Below are 16855 nucleotides of genomic sequence, written 5' to 3'. Positions count from 1 at the left end.
AGGCTGGTTCATCTTCGGAGAAGTTATATGGATATTTTTATACAGCAGATCATCAATGGTCTGGTGTTGGGCAGTATGTATGCCTTGATCGCCTTGGGTTACACCATGGTGTACGGCATCATCAACCTCATCAACTTCGCCCACGGCGAAGTGATGATGGTGGGTGCGCTGACCAGCTGGACCTGCATTGGCTTTATGCGTGAAGCCATGCCCGGCGCGCCTGGTGTGCTGATTCTGTTGCTCTCGGCTGTTATCGCTTGCGTGGTGGCAGGTGCACTGAACTTTGCGATCGAGAAGATCGCCTACCGCCCGCTGCGCAATAGTCCTAAATTGGCTCCGCTGATCACGGCCATGGGTTTGTCTATCTTGTTGCAAACCTTGGCCATGATTATTTGGAAGCCCAACTACAAGTCTTACCCCACTCTGTTGCCTAGCACTCCTATCGATATTGCGGGTGCAACCATCACTCCCACACAGGTGATGATTTTGGTGGTGACGGCAGTTTCGTTGGCGGTTCTGATGTGGTTGGTCAATTACACCAAGCTCGGCCGCGCTATGCGTGCTACTGCGGAGAATCCACGCGTTGCCAGTTTGATGGGTGTCAAACCTGACTTGATCATCTCTGCTACCTTCATCATTGGCGCTGTGCTGGCGGCTATCGCTGGTGTGATGTATGCGTCTAACTACGGCACCGTGCAGCACGCCATGGGCTTTTTGCCTGGTTTGAAGGCGTTTACGGCTGCCGTGTTTGGTGGCATTGGTAACTTGGCCGGCGCAGTTGTCGGTGCGATTTTGCTGGGCCTCATTGAGTCTTTTGGCGCTGGTTATATCGGCGATCTCACAGGCGGTGTGTTGGGTAGCCAGTACTCCGATATTTTTGCTTTCGTCGTGCTGATCATTGTGCTGACTTTGCGTCCGTCTGGCTTGCTGGGTGAGCGTGTGGCTGACCGTGCCTGAGGAAAAGATTCCTATGAAACAAACCAAACTGATTCCTTACCTCCTCGGGGCTATTGCCCTCTTGATCATTCCGCTGGTGCTGCAAAACTTTGGCAATGCATGGGTGCGCATCATCGATATGGCCTTGCTGTACGTGCTGTTGGCCATTGGCTTGAACATCGTGGTGGGTTACGCCGGTCTGCTGGACTTGGGTTATGTGGCCTTCTTCGCTTTGGGCGCGTATTCCTACGGTTTGCTGGCCTCGCCCCATTTGCAAGAGAACTTTGAGTACTTTGCGCAGTTGTATCCCAACGGTGTGCACGTCTCTATTTGGCTCATTGTTCCTGTAGCGGCTGCCGTCGCAGGTTTATTTGGCATGCTGCTTGGCGCGCCAACCCTGCGTTTGCGTGGTGACTACTTGGCCATCGTGACCTTGGGTTTTGGTGAAATCATCCGCGTCTTCATGAACAACATGGAGCAACCGCTGAACATCACCAACGGCCCCCGTGGCATTGGCTCCATTGATTCCTTGCACATTTTTGGCTGGGATCTGGGCAAAAAGCTCAATATCGGTGGCTTTGAATTGGCCTCTGTAAGCCAGTACTACTACCTGTTCTTGGCACTGGTGACACTGAGTGTGATCATTTCGCACCGCTTGGAACTGTCGCGCGTTGGCCGTGCATGGATGGCTATTCGCGAAGACGAAATCGCAGCCAAGGCCATGGGTATCAATACCCGCAACACCAAGCTGTTGGCGTTCGGCATGGGCGCTACTTTTGGTGGTGTATCGGGCGTGCTGTTTGCCTCCTTCCAAGGCTTTATTTCTCCCGAATCATTCACCCTCATGGAGTCCGTGATGATCGTAGCCATGGTGGTGCTGGGTGGCGTGGGCTATTTGCCCGGTGTGATTTTGGGTGCTGTGCTGTTGGCCGCTTTGCCCGAAGTGCTGCGCTACGTGGCTGGCCCCTTGCAGGAGTTGACCGGAGGTCGTTTGGATGCCTCCATCCTGCGCCAATTGCTGATCGCACTGGCCATGGTGACAGTAATGCTGCTGCGCCCCCGTGGTCTGTGGCCCGCTCCCGAGCATGGCAAGTCCTTGCAAAACGCCAAGAACTAAACCAACGGACATTCGACTATGACAGATACAGTATTGAACGTTTCCGGGGTGTCCAAGCGCTTTGGTGGCTTGCAGGCACTCTCCGATGTGGGGCTGCGCATTGAGCGCGGTCAGGTCTACGGTTTGATTGGTCCCAACGGGGCTGGCAAGACCACTTTCTTCAACGTGATCACAGGCTTGTATACGCCTGACAGCGGCACTTTCGAGCTAGCTGGCAAACCTTACCAGCCAACCGCTGTGCACACCGTGGCCAAGGCGGGTATTGCGCGGACTTTCCAAAACATCCGTCTATTTGCCGAAATGACGGCGCTCGAAAACGTGATGGTGGGCCGCCATATCCGCACCCATTCGGGTCTGCTCGGTGCCTTGTTGCGTACCAAGGCCTTTAAGGAAGAAGAGGCAGGGATTGCCAAGCGTGCCCAAGAGTTGCTGGATTACGTTGGTATTGGCAAATTGGCCGATTTCAAAGCCCGCACACTGAGCTATGGTGACCAACGCCGCTTGGAAATTGCCCGAGCACTGGCGACCGATCCCCAGCTCATTGCGCTGGACGAGCCCGCCGCTGGTATGAATGCAACCGAGAAGGTGATGTTGCGCGAGCTCATTGACCGCATTCGCAAAGACAACCGCACCATTTTGCTCATCGAACACGATGTGAAATTGGTGATGGGCTTGTGCGATCGCGTGACCGTGCTCGACTATGGCAAGCAAATTGCTGAGGGGACTCCTGCAGAAGTGCAGAAGAATGAAAAAGTGATTGAAGCCTATTTGGGCACTGGTGGACACTAAGGATTAGTCATGACAGGAAAAGTATTACTCGAAGTCAAAGACCTGAAGGTGTCCTACGGTGGAATTCAGGCAGTCAAGGGCGTCACGTTGGAAGTGCGCGAAGGTGAGTTGGTCTCGTTGATCGGCTCCAACGGCGCTGGCAAAACGACCACCATGAAGGCCATTACCGGCGTGCTGCCTTTCAATGCTGGCGATGTGCAGTATTTGGGCAAGAGCATCAAGGGGCAAGGCCCTTGGGAATTGGTCAAGCAAGGCTTGGCCATGGTGCCCGAAGGCCGTGGCGTTTTCACCCGCATGACGATTGTGGAAAACCTGCAAATGGGTGCCTACATCCGCTCCGACAAGGCAGAGATCGAGAACGACATGGAAAAAATGTTCAACATCTTTCCCCGTCTGCGCGAGCGCCGCGATCAGTTGGCAGGCACCATGTCCGGTGGTGAGCAGCAGATGCTGGCCATGGCCCGCGCTCTGATGAGCCGCCCCAAGGTGCTGTTGCTCGATGAGCCTTCTATGGGGTTGTCGCCCATCATGGTGGACAAGATTTTTGAAGTGGTCAAAGATGTGTACAGCCAAGGCATGACCGTGATGCTCGTGGAGCAAAACGCCAGCCGTGCGTTGTCGATTGCTGACCGCGGCTATGTGATGGATTCAGGTGCTATCACCATGACTGGTAAAGCGTCGGATATGTTGAGCGATCCCAAGGTTCGAGCAGCTTATCTGGGTGAATAACGTGGGGGTTTTGTCGATCTGCTGAAATGCCCACGTTTAACTATTCAGCGGGTCAATTCTTTAGGAGTCATTGAAGTGAAATTCTCTTTCAAAGTTGTCGGAACTGTTGCGCTGATCAGCGCTGCTTATGGTGCCAATGCCCAAGAGGTGGTCACCATTGCTCACGTAGGTCCAACCAGTGGCGCCATCGCTCACTTGGGCAAGGACAATGAAAACGGCGCTATCTTGGCCGTTGAAGAGCTCAACAAAAAGGGCGTCACCATCGGTGGTAAGAAAGTCACTATCAAGCTGATGACTGAAGACGATGCTGCAGATCCTAAGCAAGGTACTGCTGTGGCTCAGAAGCTGGCTGATGCCAAGGTGCTGGGTGTCGTGGGTCACTTGAACTCTGGTACATCCATCCCTGCTTCCAAGATTTACAGCGATGCAGGCATTCCCCAAATTTCTCCTTCTGCGACCAACCCCAAGTACACACGCCAAGGTTTCAAGACTACCTTCCGCGTGGTGGCTGATGACGTAGCGCTGGGTGGTACTTTGGGCCGTTACGCTGTCAAGGATCTCAAGGGCAAGAACATTGCTGTGATCGATGACCGCACTGCGTACGGTCAAGGTGTGGCAGAAGAGTTTGCCAAGGCTGCTAAAGCTGCTGGTGGCGACATCGTTGCCCGTGAATACACCACAGACAAGGCTACTGACTTCAACGCCATCTTGACCACTATCAAGGGCAAGAAGCCTGATGTCGTGTTCTTCGGTGGTATGGACGCTGTTGCTGGCCCCATGCTGCGTCAGATGAAGTCCTTGGGCATCACTGCCAAGTTCATGGGCGGCGACGGTATCTGCTCTGCTGACCTGCCCAAGCTGGCTGGTGGCGAAGTGGCTGACGGCGTGGTGTACTGCGCGGAAGCTGGTGGTGTCGAGCCAGGCAGCAAGTTCGCCAAAGCCAAGGCTGACTTTGACAAGCGCTTCAAGGCCCGCTTTGGTATCGACGTTCAGGTGTACGCCCCCTACGTTTATGACTCGGTCAACCTGATGGTGGCAGCCATGGTCAAGGCCGGCTCTTCTGATCCAGCCAAGTACCTGCCGGTACTGGCCAAGACAGAAAACTTCGAAGGCGTGACTGGTGCCATTTCCTTTGACGAAAAGGGTGACATCAAGAATGGTGCTCTGACCCTGAAGACTATCAAGGGCGGCAAGATGGAAAACCTGTCGGTGATTCGTTAATTGCTGGCATAACCAAGGGGGCAGTTTTGCCCCCTTTTTTTATCCGAATGCCATAACTATTGTTGGATGTTATTAACAAATTCGGAGGTCGTATGCGCTTAGGACAACGTTTTATGGTGCTGGCAGCCGTGGTGCTGGCAGGCTTTTTCTTGTTTGGCGGGTGGACTTTTTATGCCTTAAGCCAACTGAAGTTGGATGGTCCTGTTTACCAAAAAATAGTCCAAGCCAAAGATTTGACGGCAGATATCTTGCCCCCGCCTTTGTTCATTGTGGAAACCTATTTGGTGACCACTCAAGCAATCAACGCCCCTAGTTCTGAGCAGGAAAAACTGTTTGCCCAGTTGCCCAAACTGCAAAAAGACTTTTGGGATCGCAAGCAATTTTGGGATCAACAGAGCTTGCCCCAAGAGGTCAAAGAGCCCTTGGAGTTGGCCGCAAAGCAGGCCAAGATCATTTTTGACCTGATTAACAAAGAAGTGGTTCCTTCGCTCAAAGCGAATGACATTTCTTCGGTGAATTTGGCGATGATTGAAATCCAGAAAGCCTACGATTTGCACTGGAAAGCCAACGATGCCATGGTGAAAGCTGCATCGTCTATGTCGGATCAGGCGATGTCTTCGGGTAGCGCTATTGCCGATGTCGCCGTGTGGGGAACCCTGCTGACATGGCTGGTGATGGCTGCGGTAGTGGCTGTGCTGCTGTGGCTCATAGCACGCTCGGTGATTCAGCAAATTGGTGCCGACCCACAGGAAGTCGTGCAGTTGGCGCGTGAGATTGAGCAAGGTGATTTGAGTCACTCCGTTGTGCAAACGCATGCGGGCAGCATCATGGACACCTTGAACCGCATGCAGCTGTCTTTGCGCAGTGTCGTCTCTGGGGTGCGCAGCAGCGCTGACCAAGTGGCTACCGCCAGCAGTGAGATTGCCCAAGGCAACCAAGATTTGTCAGCCCGTACAGAAAGCCAAGCTAGTTCACTGGAGCAAACCACATCGGCTATTGCCAAGATGGGCGATGCCGTGGCACACAATGCCCAATCGGCCCAAACAGCAAGCCAGTTGGCGCAAAGTGCCTCTGGCGTGGCTGTACGCGGTGGAGAGGTGGTGTCCCAGGTCGTAGAGACGATGAAAGGCATCAACGAAGCCAGCAGCCGCATTGCCGACATCATTTCAGTGATTGATGGCATTGCCTTCCAAACCAATATCTTGGCCCTCAATGCTGCGGTGGAAGCAGCCCGTGCTGGTGAGCAAGGCCGCGGTTTTGCTGTGGTGGCCAGTGAGGTGCGTGCATTGGCCGGGCGCAGTGCAGAAGCTGCCAAAGAAATCAAAACCTTGATTGCAGCCAGTGTGTCCCGTGTGGAGCAGGGCAGTGCATTGGTTGATCAAGCTGGCTCTACCATGACCGAGGTGGTGAGCTCTATCCAACGGGTGACCGCTCTGATGCAAGAAATCAGTGCCGCTAGTGCAGAACAAGCACAAGGCATGCGCCATGTATCGAACTCGGTGCTCAGCATGGACAAAACAACGCAGCAAAACGCTGCTTTGGTAGAACAAATGGCTGCGGCAGCCTCTGCGTTACAGAGTCAGTCCTCCGAGTTGGTGCGTGCGGTGTCGACGTTCAAGCTCGATGCCATGGGCAGCATCACTGCATCTGCAGCAGCGCTTGTCAAGCCGCTGCCTATGGCAGCCAAGCCCGCTGCAACGCAGCGCCTGTCCTTGGCTGCAAAACCCGTTGTAAAGCCTGTGTCCAAAGCCGCCAGCACAGCCGCATTGCCCAAGCCCCTTGTTGTCAAGGTGGATACCAGTCGTCCAGCGGTCAGCAAAGTGGCTGACAGCCATGACGACTGGGAGTCTTTTTAAGACAGTGCTTTGTCGGCCTCGGAGGTAAAAGCGTCAGCGTAAAACTCCGACTCCGGCAACTGCCCTATGGCGCTGAAGTCGGTGCGTGCGGCGTGCACCATCGCTGGCGCACCGCACGCATAGACTTGGTGCCCACTGAGGTCGGGCAAGTCTTGTAGCACTGCTTGGTGTACCCAGCCCGTGCGGCCTTGCCAGTTGTCTTCGGGCAGCGCGTTGGACACCACCGGGGTGTAGTGCAGTGTGGGCAGTTGTTGCGCTGCGTGGGCAATCCACGATTCCATGTACAAGTCACCGGGCCGACGGCCGCCCCAATAAAGGGCAATAGCACGTTTAGAGGGGCGTGCCATCAATTGCTCCAAAATGGCCTTGATGGGGGCAAAGCCTGTTCCCGAGGCCAGCAGCACCACTGGTTTATCGCTGTCTTCACGCAGATAAAAACTGCCATAAGGCCCTTCCATGCGCAGGATTTCTTTTTCCTTCATGGTGCCAAATACGTGGTCGGTGAACTTCCCGCCGGGCATATGCCGAATGTGCAGTTCCATTTGGTTGGCAGAGCTTGGGGCATTGGCCATGGAATAACTGCGGCGTGACCCATCGCGCAGCAAAAACTCGATGTATTGGCCCGCGTAATATTGGAATGAATCGTTGGCAGGCAACTGCAATAGCAGACGCATTACATCGGGTGTTAGGCGCTCCATGCTGGCCACGCGCGTGGGCATTTTTTTGACTGGAAACGCATCTGCTGAGGTGACTTGTTTGGACTCCAGCACCACAGGGCTGAGTGCCACTGCGCGGCAGCACAATACCCAGCCATCTGCCAACTGGGCATCGCTCATGGCATTGCTGTGGTAGCTCTTGTGCTCGACCTCGCCGCTGAGTTTGCGGCAGCGGCACGAGCCGCAAGCGCCATCTTTGCAGCCATAGGGCAGTGGAATGCCTTGGCGTATAGCGGCATCCAAAATGGTTTCGCTTTCCAGTGCTTGAAACTGACGACCGCTGGGCTCTACATGGATATCCCAAGGCGAGGTGTGTGTGGTCATGGTTATTGGCTATCCTCTGGCAAATCAAACCCTCAATTGTGCCCTGTCATGCATCGCTACGCTTTTGCCACCTTGCCATCTTCTGCATCCACAAGAACCCCACGCCGTGCACTACCACGGCGTTTTCGCCAAGCCCGGGTATTGGTTGTTGGTTGTGGCGATGTGGGGCAGCGTGTATTGGAGCAGCGCTTGGTCAATGTGCGTTGGCTGGTGCTGACAACGTCGACGAGCAAGCAGCAAACCTTGCGTGCCCAAGGTGTGCATGCACTGCTGGGCAATTTGGACGATGCGCCATCCGTACGGCGATTGGCCGGTTTGGCCCAACGGGTCCTGTACCTTGCTCCGCCGCCCAATCATGGTTCGGCCGATGCGCGCATGGGTGCTTTTGTGCGAGCCATGGACAGGGCAAGTTCCCCGCGGTGTGTGGTCTATGGTTCAACCAGCGCGGTATATGGGGATTGGGCGGGGGCATGGGTGAGTGAGTCGAGTCCTGCATCGTTGCGTAGCCCCCGTGGCGAGCGTCGCTGGCAGGCGGAGCGCGCCTTGCACACATGGGGTTTGCGTGCAGGGGTGCGCACCAGTGCGCTGCGCATACCCGGAATTTATGCTCCCAACCGCAGTGCAGAGGGCAAAGGGCGTGGTGCTCAGCAGCGCCTGCAGCAAGGCTTGCCTGTCTTGCATGCAGCCGAGGATGTGTACACCAACCACATCCATGCCGATGATTTGGCCCGAGCCTGTTGGCTGGCCTTATGGCGGGCAGCGCCCCAGCGCAACTACAACGTCAATGACAACACCCAGCTCAAGATGGGAGACTATTTGGATGCTGTGGCCGACACCCTGGGGTTGCCCCGTCCCCCGCGAGCCACGCGTGCTCAATTGCAGGGGCAAGTCTCAGCCATGCAGTGGAGTTTTATGCAAGACAGTCGGCGCATGCACAACGAACGCATGCAGCGCGAATTGGGGTTGCGCTTGCGTTACCCCACTGTGGTCGACGGCTGGGCAGAGGCTGTGGAGCGCTGAAACCAAAATTGCAGCAGCCACCACACCAACCACGAGGAGAGCAGTGTCACGGGGTAGGCCCACAGCACATCGCTGAGCCAGTGTCCCATGGCTGACATGCGGGCAAAACCAATCACTAGGCCAGCGGCAGTGCCTAGCAGTAGCCATCGTTTGCGCTGGTGTGGTAGCACCAGCAGCAGCGTGCTAAAGAAAAAGCCGCAGGCCACATGGCCGCTGACAAAAGAGCAGTTCACATCGCATTGGTCGCTCACTTGTGCGGCACGCGTGAAGCGGGCAGTGCCACCAAACTCCTGCACTTGGTAAGGGCGAGCGCGGTTGAACTGCTCCTTCACCACCCCCACCATCAGACCCGGGCCCAGAATGCCCGAGAGCACGATGAAGATGAGTGGCAAACGCCAGCGACGCCATGCAGCGCGCCAAAAAGACAGCAGCCACACGACAAAGCACAGTCCCAGAAAGACACGGAAAACGAAAGGTGCCCAGTCGTTAATCGCTTGCACCCACCACCACTGCGCAGACGCAATGCGAGGCGAGGGATCTGCAAACACACTGGCTGCTGCCAAGTCCCATTGGGGAAATGCATACAGAGCCCCAGCCGCCACCAAGGAAGCAGCCAGCAGCACAAGGAAAGCGAGGCGGGATTGCGGTGGAAGTGGTGACGGCAAGCGCATAAGAAAAAAGCCAGAAGGTCGTTGGACTCTTCTGGCTATTATGTGGTGCCCGGGGCCGGAATCGAACCGGCACGCCTTGCGGCGGGGGATTTTGAGTCCCCTGCGTCTACCAATTTCACCACCCGGGCGGGTTGTTTGGTGTAGCCCTGAATTATGGCACATTTATGGCCATGAAATACAAAACTCTTGAAACAGTTGTTGGCAACACGCCGTTGGTGGCCTTGCAGCGCATCCAAGCCGCCGAAAACCAAGCCCGTGGCACGGTGGTGCTGGCCAAGCTGGAGGGCAATAACCCAGCGGGCTCTGTCAAAGACCGTCCAGCCCTGTCCATGATCAGCCGCGCCCAAGAGCGGGGCGAGATCCAACCGGGCGATACATTGATCGAGGCGACCTCGGGTAACACCGGCATTGCGCTGGCCATGGCGGCTGCCATCAAGGGCTACCGCATGGTGCTCATCATGCCCGAGGACTTGTCCATCGAGCGGGCGCAGACCATGAAGGCTTTTGGCGCTGAACTGATTCTGACCCCTAAGAGCGGGGGGATGGAATACGCCCGCGACTTGGCCGAGCAAATGCAGCGCGAAGGCAAGGGCAAAGTGCTCGACCAATTTGCCAACCCGGACAACCCGCGCATCCACTACGAAACCACGGGGCCCGAAATTTGGGAGCAGACTGGTGGACAAATCACCCACTTTGTGAGCGCCATGGGTACCACGGGAACCATCACCGGGGTGGGGCGCTTTTTGAAGGAAAAAAATCCGGCCATTCGCATCATCGGAGCACAGCCGCAAGAAGGGTCACGCATTCCCGGCATTCGCAAATGGCCCCAAGAGTATTTGCCAGCCATTTACGATGCCAGTTTGGTCGATGAACTGGTGTACGTCAGCCAGCACGATGCCGAAGACATGTGCCGCCGTTTGGCGCGCGAGGAGGGCATATTTGGCGGCATATCGGCGGCAGGTGCGTGCTGGGTGGCGCAAAGCATCGCCCGCCACGCGCACAATGCGACGGTCGCGTTTGTGGTGTGCGATCGTGGCGATCGCTATTTGTCCACAGGCGTTTTTCCCGCTTAAGTAGCACTGCAGCACAACGTTTTTTATGACTATCCAAGCCGACAAAGAAGTAGATGCCCGTGGTCTGAACTGCCCCTTGCCCATTTTGCGCGCCAAAAAAGCGCTCTCAGAGATGGACAGCGGACAAGTGCTGCGGGTGGTGGCCACCGACAAAAATTCGGTACGGGACTTTGAGGCCTTTGCTCGCCAAACGGGCAATGAACTGATCGCCCAAGAGAGCGAAGGGGAAGTATTCATCCATACCCTGCGCCGCCGCTAAGCACCCTCCGCCTGCGCCAGACCCCCTGCCCACCAGCAGGGGGTCTTTTTTTGTCGATTCAATGGCCTCGACTCAGGGTTTTACATAACTAAAACAAAGTGATTTATTAATTAAAGTCCGCTCCACGCCCAGTTCGGCGTTGTTCAACCGCCCCCGCAGAGGGCATTCTCGAGGAGCTAACCATGAAAAAGTTGTTGCCTTTGGCACTGGTTGCCAGCTTTGCCGCCGCAGGTATCGCCCACGCTGCCGATGCACCAGTCATTGGTCTGATTACCAAGACCGAAACCAACCCCTTCTTCGTCAAGATGAAAGAAGGCGCTGAAGCCGAAGCCAAGAAGCTGGGTGCCAAACTGTTGACCGCAGCAGGCAAACAAGACGGCGACACCGCCACCCAAATCGCCGCGATGGAAAACATGGCCTCCGCAGGTGCCAAGACCATCCTCATCACCGCCAGCGGCGATGCCATCATCCCCACCGTGAAAAAGCTGCAAGCCAAGGGCGTGCAAGTGATTGCGCTGGACAGCCCGTTTGAGGGTGCAGATGCTCTGTTTGCGACCGACAACTACAAAGCCGGCGTGTTGATTGGCGAATACGCCAAGGCCACACTGGGTGGCAAGAAAGCCGTGATTGCCACGCTGGACTTGTTCCCCGGTCACCCCGTGGGTGCCCAGCGCCACAACGGCTTTATGAAGGGCTTTGGCCTGAACGCGGCGGACGCCAAGTCCAACGAACTGTCCAAAGACGCCTCCGTGGTCTGCATGGCCGACTCTTTTGGTGATACCGCCAAGGGCCAGACCGCCATGGAAAACTGCCTGCAAAAGAACCCCGACATCAACTTGGTCTACACCATCAACGAGCCAGCAGCAGCCGGTGCCTTTAACGCACTCAAGAAAGCCGGCAAGGAAAAGGGCGTGACCATCGTGTCGGTTGACGGGGGTTGCCAAGGCATCAAAGACACCGCTGCTGGCGTGATCGCCGCGACCTCGCAGCAATACCCGCTCAAGATGGCCTCCATGGGTGTGGCCGCAGGGGTGGACTACGCCAAATCGGGCAAGAAAGCCTCTGGCTATGTCGACACCGGCGTGACGCTGATTGCCGGCAAAGCCGTCAAGGGCGTTGACAGCAAAGACACCAAGGTCGGCTTGGATCTGTGCTGGGGTAACAAGTAATTGACTACACCGTAAAGACCATGACCTCGACACACCGTCACATTCCTTGGGGGGCCTTGGGGCCCTGGATAGCGTTGGCAGTGGCCAGCGCGTTTTTTGCCACGCAATCAGACCGCTTCTTTACCGGCGAAAACCTTTCGCTGGTTCTGCAGCAAGTGATGGTGGTGGGGGTCTTGGCAATTGGTCAGACGCTCATCATCCTGACCGCAGGCATTGATCTGTCCTGCGGCATGGTGATGTCGCTGGCCGCCATGGTGATGGCCAAGTTGGCCGTGGAGGCCAACTTGCACCCTGTCATCGCCGTGGGCGGTGGTTTGCTGGTGGCAGCGGCGTTTGGCTTGCTCAATGGCTTGCTGGTCACCCGTTTCAAGCTGCCCTCCTTCATCGTGACCTTGGGCACGATGAACATTGCATTTGCCGTGAACCAGCTCTATTCCCGCTCGCAAACCGTGGTCAACCTGCCCCCAGCGCTCACCGCTGTGGGCGATACCTTCAAATTTGCAGGAACCGAAATCAGCTGGGGCACCTTGCTCATGGTCGGTTTGTACGTGCTGGTGTGGCGCTTCTTGCGTGACACGGCACCGGGCCGCCACCTGTACGCCGTGGGCAACCATCCCGAAGCCGCTCGCTTGACGGGTATCCGGGTAGAAAAAGTCTTGGTGCTGGTCTATGTCGGTGCGGCCGTGTTCTACGGTTTGGCTGCCATGCTGTCCATTGGCCGCACAGGCGTGGGTGACCCCCAAGCTGGGCAAACCGAAAACCTGGACGCCATCACCGCCGTGGTGCTGGGCGGAACCAGTTTGTTTGGCGGTCGTGGCATCGTGCTGGGCAGCTTGGTGGGGGCCGTCATCGTGGGCGTGTTCCGCAACGGCCTCACGCTCATGGGCGTGGCCTCGGTGGTGCAGACCCTGATCACCGGCATTTTGGTGATTCTGGCCGTGCTGTTGGATCAAATGTCGCGCAAAGGAGCCCGCTAAATGAGCGCCCAACACACTACCAACCCTGTGGACAGCCCGCTGGTATTGCAGGCCAAAGGCGTCGTCAAACGCTACGGCCAAGTCACCGCTTTGGATGGCGTGGATTTTGAATTGCGCGCAGGCGAAATTCTGGCCGTTATCGGCGACAACGGGGCAGGCAAGTCCTCGCTCATCAAGGTTCTGTCGGGCGCCACCGTGCCCGACGAAGGCGAACTGCTGCTCGATGGCCAAGCCGTGCACTTTCGCAGCCCCATCGATGCGCGCCAGTCCGGCATCGAAACCGTGTACCAAGACTTGGCCGTGGCCCCGGCCATGACGATTGCGGAAAACCTGTTCTTGGGCCGCGAGTTGTACTACCCCAACCCGCTCGCCCGCGCCCTGCGCATATTGGACAAAAAAGCCATGCTGCAGCAGGCGGTGGAGCGCATGAACGAACTCAAAGTCGGCATCCGATCCATGACCCAAGCGGTAGAAACCTTGTCCGGCGGCCAGCGCCAGTGCGTGGCCGTAGCCCGCGCTGCGGCATTTGCCCGGCACGTGGTCATCATGGACGAGCCCACCGCCGCGCTGGGCGTGAAAGAGGGCAATATGGTGCTGGAGTTGATCCGCCGTGTGCGCGACAAAGGCCTGCCCGTCATCCTCATCAGCCACAACATGCCGCACGTGTTCGAGATTGCCGACCGCATCCACATCCAGCGCTTGGGCCGCCGCGCTGCTGTGGTCAACCCCAAGCGCATCAGCATGAGCGACACCGTGGCCGTGATGACCGGGGCCAAGTCCGTTGACGAACTGCCTGCCGAGGTCTTGGCCTGATGCTCCCCCCCGTGCCACAGCTCGTTCCCGTGCTGCAGCCCCGTGGTTCCAACCAACTGGGCATGCGGCAGTTCAACGAGCGCGTGGTACTGCAAGCCATCCGCTTGCAAGGCAGTTGCCCCAAGGCCGAGCTAGCCCGCCTCACCGGCCTGACCGCGCAAACGGTGGGCCTGATCACCGCCCGGCTGGAGGAAGATGGTTTGCTCAAGCGCCACGAACCCGTGCGTGGCCGCATAGGCCAACCCTCGGTGCCACTGGCGTTGGCCCCCGATGGGGCGTTCTCCATCGGCATCAAGGTCGGACGGCGCAGCATGGACTGCCTGTTGGTGGACTTTGTGGGCCATGTGCGCCAGCGCACGGTGCTGGAGTACGACATCCCCGATGAAAACGCCTTGCTGCCCGCCATTGCTGAAAAAATCCAGCACATGCGCCAGCAGTTGGGCCCCTTGCAATCGCGCTTGGTGGGGGTTGGCGTGGCAGCCCCGTTCAATATGGGGGGCTGGCATTTGCTGCAAGGGCTGCCCGCCAGCACGGCCGACTACTGGAACCGCCTTGACGTGGCCGCAGCCGTGCAAAGCGTGACCGACCTGCCCGTGAGCCACGCCCGCGACACACTGGCAGCCTGTGTGGCCGAACTGGTCAGCGGCCGTGGCCGCGAGATCAAGAGCTTTTTGTACCTGTACGTGGACACCTTTGTGGGCGGTGGCTTGGTGCTGCATTCACACCTGCACCGTGGCATGCATGGCAACGCGGGTGCGGTCGCGTCCATGGCCTTGGGCGAAGCCCAAGCGGGCCAGCCTGCTCCGCGCCAAATGCTGGAGCACGCCTCGCTGTGGGACTTGGAGCAGCGCCTGCGCGCGGCAGGCCTAGACCCCCATGCCGCCTACGACGAGCGCGCGCTGCAAGCCCCGTTTAACGCCATCACCCAAGTGTGGCTAGAGCAGGCCGCCAACAGCTTGGCCCTGTGCGTGGTCAACGGCACTGCCTTTTTGGATGTAGACGCCGTGGTGCTGGACGGCGCTTTCTCTCGCCCCATGCTGCAAGCCCTGCTGGCCCAAACCCGCAGCGCCCTGCAGCGCTACCACTGGGAAGGCCTGTGGCCTGTGGAGTTGGTGGCGGGCAGCGTGGGCAGTGAAGCCCACGCACTGGGCGGCGCGCTGCTGCCGCTGCATGCCAACTTTGCGCCGGATAGGGATTTGTTTCTCAAATAAGACCAACGCAGCATGAACGGATTGCTATTGTTTTGATAGCTGCCTGAGCTTGCTGCATAAGCTATGCAGGCCAATTTATGCTTTTTTCAAAGCCAGTTGCATACGGCCTCTGTTCATCAGCAGCATTCCAAGGATTGCCACCGCACCACCCTCCAGCAGAGATGGCGTGACTGTTTCACCAAGCCATAAACTGGAGAACATCAGGCCAAAAACCGGAACCAATGCCATATAAGCGGCGGCGGCACCGGCACCCAATGTTTTCACTCCTTCCAAATACCACGCGTAAGCCAAGGTGGTGGCTCCCACGGCAAGTGCAACCAAACTGGCCCATGCCCCCACAGGAGCGGTAGCTAAGCGTTCCCAAGCGGCACTTCCTTCCATCAGCAAGCTGGCAGTGAGCAAGAAGACGGTGCCAAAGACCGCCGTCATAGCCGTGGTGGTGAGCGAATCAATGCGCGTCAAAACCAATCGACCCACCAGTGTGTAGCCTACCCAGCACGCAGAGCATCCAAGCAGCAGCCATTCACCAGTTCCAAAATGCGGGTGATCCATAGCAAGCCATGTCCCCCCACTTAAGGCATACAGCGCACCGATCACGGCCAACACCACCCCCATGCACATCGTGAAGTTGGCAGCTTCACGAAACAGCACGACTGCCAATAACAAGGTCACTACAGGGTTGAGCGCCACCACCATGGCCGCTTTGCCAGCAGGCACTTTTTGCAAGGCGAGTAAAAAGAAAATCGAGTAAGCCAATACACCTATTGACGATGCAAAAGCCAATCCCAACCACTGACGGCGCTGGAGTGTGCGCAAACTTTGCAACCCTTTGCTGTGGTGAAGCCAAACGAGTAGAAGCAGGCTAGCCAAACCGAAGCGCAAGCTGGCCGCAGCCAGCGCAGGCATCGCTTGGGCTACCAATCGCCCCCAAGGCCATGAGGCCCCCCAAAGCGCAGCCATACCCAGTAAACCCAAGTGAGTGGAATAAGAAAAGTGTTTCATAGGGCACTACTATTCACTTATGTTGACTAATAGTCGAATGAGTAATTAATCATGACATTCACCCAATTGGAAATATTCGCTGTGTTGGCCAAGCTGGGGAGTTTTTCCAGGGCGGCAGCGGCTCTGGGGATTACCCAAAGTGGTGTGAGTCACGCCCTCAAGCAACTGGAAACGGAGCTGGGTGTGATGCTGCTGAAGCGGGATGTCGGAAACATCACCTTGACCGATAGTGGTGAGCGCTTGCTGCCGCGTGCTAACGACATCTTGCAGCAGAAGGAAGCTTTGCAGCAGGAGGCTGGCCTAGAGCGCGGTATTACCCGCGGCACCCTGCGCATAGCCTCATTTGGTGCCACGTCCTCGTTGCGTTTGTTGCCGCCGCTATTGGCGCGGTTTCGCCAAGCCCATCCCATGGTGGAGGTGCACATTGATGAAGTGGTGGATGACAAAGTGGTGTATTGCTTATTGGAGCGGCGAGCGGAAATTGGCTTCGTCGTGCTGCCCGAGGATCGCTTTGATACCGTTCCATTGGTCACGGATGAGCTTGTGGCCGTGCTGCCTGCCGCGCACCCGTTGGCTAAGCAAGAGGCCATCCGTGCGCAAGACTTTGAAGGGCTGCCATTTATCCGTACATCGGCAGGATCGGGCTCCCACATTGATCGCTTTTTTGCCAGCGCTGGAGTCGTCCCCACAACCTTCTACCGTTTTGAACAACTCAGTTCTATGTTGGGATTTGTCGCAACCGCGGATGCGGTGACGATTGCTGCGCGCTTGGCTTTGCCGGAGCCCCCGCAAGGGGTTGTGTACCGTCGCCTGTCGCCCCCTCGTCCACGGGAGATAGGGCTGGCTGCTTTGCAGCGTGACAAACTATCGCCGGCCGCGAGGGCTTTTATGGACCTTGCCACCCGATACAAAGCAGAACTGCCATCGAGTGCTTTGTCATGATGCTGCTATGGTTTTGATAGCTGCTTGAGC

At 57.2% G+C, this 16855-nt stretch carries 17 protein-coding genes and 1 tRNA gene; 14 read left to right on the top strand and 4 right to left on the bottom strand.

The features are described from left to right. Positions 1-27: 27 nt before the first annotated feature. The 6 genes from KIK84_RS14670 (at position 28) to KIK84_RS16840 (ending at position 6648) form a co-directional block, all read left to right on the top strand. Positions 28-957 (top strand): branched-chain amino acid ABC transporter permease, encoded by a 930-nt coding sequence (locus KIK84_RS14670; protein WP_214123835.1) that lies wholly within the window; start codon positions 28-30, stop codon positions 955-957. 13 nt (positions 958-970) lie between these two features. Beyond that, positions 971-2053 (top strand): branched-chain amino acid ABC transporter permease, encoded by a 1083-nt coding sequence (locus KIK84_RS14665; protein WP_214123834.1) that lies wholly within the window; start codon positions 971-973, stop codon positions 2051-2053. 18 nt (positions 2054-2071) lie between these two features. After that, positions 2072-2842 carry an ABC transporter ATP-binding protein gene (locus KIK84_RS14660; protein WP_214123833.1) on the top strand — a complete coding sequence of 257 codons (771 nt, stop codon included), beginning with the start codon at positions 2072-2074 and terminating at the stop codon, positions 2840-2842. Positions 2843-2851: 9 nt separating this feature from the next. Beyond that, positions 2852-3571: an ABC transporter ATP-binding protein gene (locus KIK84_RS14655; RefSeq protein WP_214123832.1), complete on the top strand. Its 720-nt coding sequence runs from the start codon at positions 2852-2854 to the stop codon at positions 3569-3571. Positions 3572-3646: 75 nt separating this feature from the next. After that, a complete protein-coding gene (locus KIK84_RS14650) occupies positions 3647-4792 on the top strand; it encodes a branched-chain amino acid ABC transporter substrate-binding protein (protein WP_502757564.1) in 1146 nt (381 codons plus the stop codon). 92 nt (positions 4793-4884) lie between these two features. Next, a complete protein-coding gene (locus tag KIK84_RS16840) occupies positions 4885-6648 on the top strand; it encodes a methyl-accepting chemotaxis protein (protein WP_214123831.1) in 1764 nt (587 codons plus the stop codon). Here KIK84_RS16840 and KIK84_RS14640 read toward each other — a convergent pair. Further along, positions 6645-7688, bottom strand: coding sequence for a CDP-6-deoxy-delta-3,4-glucoseen reductase (locus KIK84_RS14640; protein ID WP_214123830.1), 1044 nt, complete (start codon positions 7686-7688; stop codon positions 6645-6647). The two genes, KIK84_RS16840 and KIK84_RS14640, sit on opposite strands and share 4 nt — an antisense overlap. 48 nt (positions 7689-7736) lie before the next feature. Between KIK84_RS14640 and KIK84_RS14635 the strand changes: the two genes are divergently transcribed. Next, positions 7737-8708 (top strand): NAD-dependent epimerase/dehydratase family protein, encoded by a 972-nt coding sequence (locus KIK84_RS14635; RefSeq protein WP_214123829.1) that lies wholly within the window; start codon positions 7737-7739, stop codon positions 8706-8708. Here KIK84_RS14635 and KIK84_RS14630 read toward each other — a convergent pair. Further along, on the bottom strand, positions 8663-9379 hold the full coding sequence (locus KIK84_RS14630) for a phosphatase PAP2 family protein (RefSeq protein WP_214123828.1): 717 nt from the start codon (positions 9377-9379) through the stop codon (positions 8663-8665). The genes KIK84_RS14635 and KIK84_RS14630 overlap by 46 nt on opposite strands. Before the next feature lie 43 nt (positions 9380-9422). Beyond that, a tRNA-Leu gene (locus KIK84_RS14625) sits at positions 9423-9507 on the bottom strand. A 42-nt stretch (positions 9508-9549) separates the two neighbouring features. Between KIK84_RS14625 and cysM the strand changes: the two genes are divergently transcribed. The 6 genes from cysM to KIK84_RS14595 all read left to right on the top strand — a co-directional run bounded on the left by cysM (position 9550) and on the right by KIK84_RS14595 (position 14881). Further along, positions 9550-10452 carry a cysteine synthase CysM gene (cysM, locus tag KIK84_RS14620; protein ID WP_214123827.1) on the top strand — a complete coding sequence of 301 codons (903 nt, stop codon included), beginning with the start codon at positions 9550-9552 and terminating at the stop codon, positions 10450-10452. Positions 10453-10483: 31 nt separating this feature from the next. After that, positions 10484-10711 carry a sulfurtransferase TusA family protein gene (locus tag KIK84_RS14615; protein WP_214123897.1) on the top strand — a complete coding sequence of 76 codons (228 nt, stop codon included), beginning with the start codon at positions 10484-10486 and terminating at the stop codon, positions 10709-10711. A 182-nt stretch (positions 10712-10893) separates the two neighbouring features. Continuing rightward, positions 10894-11880: a sugar ABC transporter substrate-binding protein gene (locus KIK84_RS14610; RefSeq protein WP_214123826.1), complete on the top strand. Its 987-nt coding sequence runs from the start codon at positions 10894-10896 to the stop codon at positions 11878-11880. Between the two features lie 20 nt (positions 11881-11900). Beyond that, positions 11901-12857 (top strand): ABC transporter permease, encoded by a 957-nt coding sequence (locus tag KIK84_RS14605; protein WP_214123825.1) that lies wholly within the window; start codon positions 11901-11903, stop codon positions 12855-12857. Further along, positions 12858-13670 (top strand): ATP-binding cassette domain-containing protein, encoded by an 813-nt coding sequence (locus KIK84_RS14600; RefSeq protein ID WP_214123824.1) that lies wholly within the window; start codon positions 12858-12860, stop codon positions 13668-13670. It begins immediately after the preceding gene. Beyond that, positions 13670-14881, top strand: a complete 1212-nt coding sequence (locus tag KIK84_RS14595; protein WP_214123823.1) for an ROK family transcriptional regulator — start codon at positions 13670-13672, stop codon at positions 14879-14881. The genes KIK84_RS14600 and KIK84_RS14595 overlap by 1 nt, the downstream gene beginning before the upstream one ends. Positions 14882-14956: 75 nt before the next feature. On the opposite strand, the gene KIK84_RS14590 is transcribed toward KIK84_RS14595, so the two are convergent. Beyond that, the gene (locus tag KIK84_RS14590) at positions 14957-15883 is read right to left on the bottom strand and encodes a DMT family transporter (RefSeq protein WP_250207996.1); all 927 of its coding nucleotides are present in this window, start codon (positions 15881-15883) and stop codon (positions 14957-14959) included. Positions 15884-15934: 51 nt separating this feature from the next. Between KIK84_RS14590 and KIK84_RS14585 the strand changes: the two genes are divergently transcribed. Beyond that, entirely contained in the window at positions 15935-16825 is an 891-nt protein-coding gene (locus KIK84_RS14585) for a LysR family transcriptional regulator (protein WP_214123822.1), read from the top strand. Positions 16826-16855 lie beyond the last annotated feature (30 nt).

Origin of the sequence: Curvibacter sp. CHRR-16, assembly GCF_018474005.1 — a bacterium.
Classification (GTDB): Bacteria; Pseudomonadota; Gammaproteobacteria; order Burkholderiales; family Burkholderiaceae_C; genus Allorhodoferax.
This window is presented reverse-complemented; position numbering and strand designations above follow the sequence as displayed.

What these genes read in the sequence shown, in the direction of transcription:
- KIK84_RS14670 (WP_214123835.1), top strand. Translation starts at nt 28, where the DNA reads ATGGATATTTTTATACAGCAGATCATCAATGGTCTGGTGTTGGGCAGT.
- KIK84_RS14665 (WP_214123834.1), top strand. Translation starts at nt 971, where the DNA reads ATGAAACAAACCAAACTGATTCCTTACCTCCTCGGGGCTATTGCCCTC.
- KIK84_RS14660 (WP_214123833.1), top strand. Translation starts at nt 2,072, where the DNA reads ATGACAGATACAGTATTGAACGTTTCCGGGGTGTCCAAGCGCTTTGGT.
- KIK84_RS14655 (WP_214123832.1), top strand. Translation starts at nt 2,852, where the DNA reads ATGACAGGAAAAGTATTACTCGAAGTCAAAGACCTGAAGGTGTCCTAC.
- KIK84_RS16840 (WP_214123831.1), top strand. Translation starts at nt 4,885, where the DNA reads ATGCGCTTAGGACAACGTTTTATGGTGCTGGCAGCCGTGGTGCTGGCA.
- KIK84_RS14640 (WP_214123830.1), bottom strand. Translation starts at nt 7,688, where the DNA reads ATGACCACACACACCTCGCCTTGGGATATCCATGTAGAGCCCAGCGGT.
- KIK84_RS14635 (WP_214123829.1), top strand. Translation starts at nt 7,737, where the DNA reads ATGCATCGCTACGCTTTTGCCACCTTGCCATCTTCTGCATCCACAAGA.
- KIK84_RS14630 (WP_214123828.1), bottom strand. Translation starts at nt 9,379, where the DNA reads ATGCGCTTGCCGTCACCACTTCCACCGCAATCCCGCCTCGCTTTCCTT.
- cysM (WP_214123827.1), top strand. Translation starts at nt 9,550, where the DNA reads ATGAAATACAAAACTCTTGAAACAGTTGTTGGCAACACGCCGTTGGTG.
- KIK84_RS14610 (WP_214123826.1), top strand. Translation starts at nt 10,894, where the DNA reads ATGAAAAAGTTGTTGCCTTTGGCACTGGTTGCCAGCTTTGCCGCCGCA.
- KIK84_RS14605 (WP_214123825.1), top strand. Translation starts at nt 11,901, where the DNA reads ATGACCTCGACACACCGTCACATTCCTTGGGGGGCCTTGGGGCCCTGG.
- KIK84_RS14600 (WP_214123824.1), top strand. Translation starts at nt 12,858, where the DNA reads ATGAGCGCCCAACACACTACCAACCCTGTGGACAGCCCGCTGGTATTG.
- KIK84_RS14595 (WP_214123823.1), top strand. Translation starts at nt 13,670, where the DNA reads ATGCTCCCCCCCGTGCCACAGCTCGTTCCCGTGCTGCAGCCCCGTGGT.
- KIK84_RS14590 (WP_250207996.1), bottom strand. Translation starts at nt 15,883, where the DNA reads ATGAAACACTTTTCTTATTCCACTCACTTGGGTTTACTGGGTATGGCT.
- KIK84_RS14585 (WP_214123822.1), top strand. Translation starts at nt 15,935, where the DNA reads ATGACATTCACCCAATTGGAAATATTCGCTGTGTTGGCCAAGCTGGGG.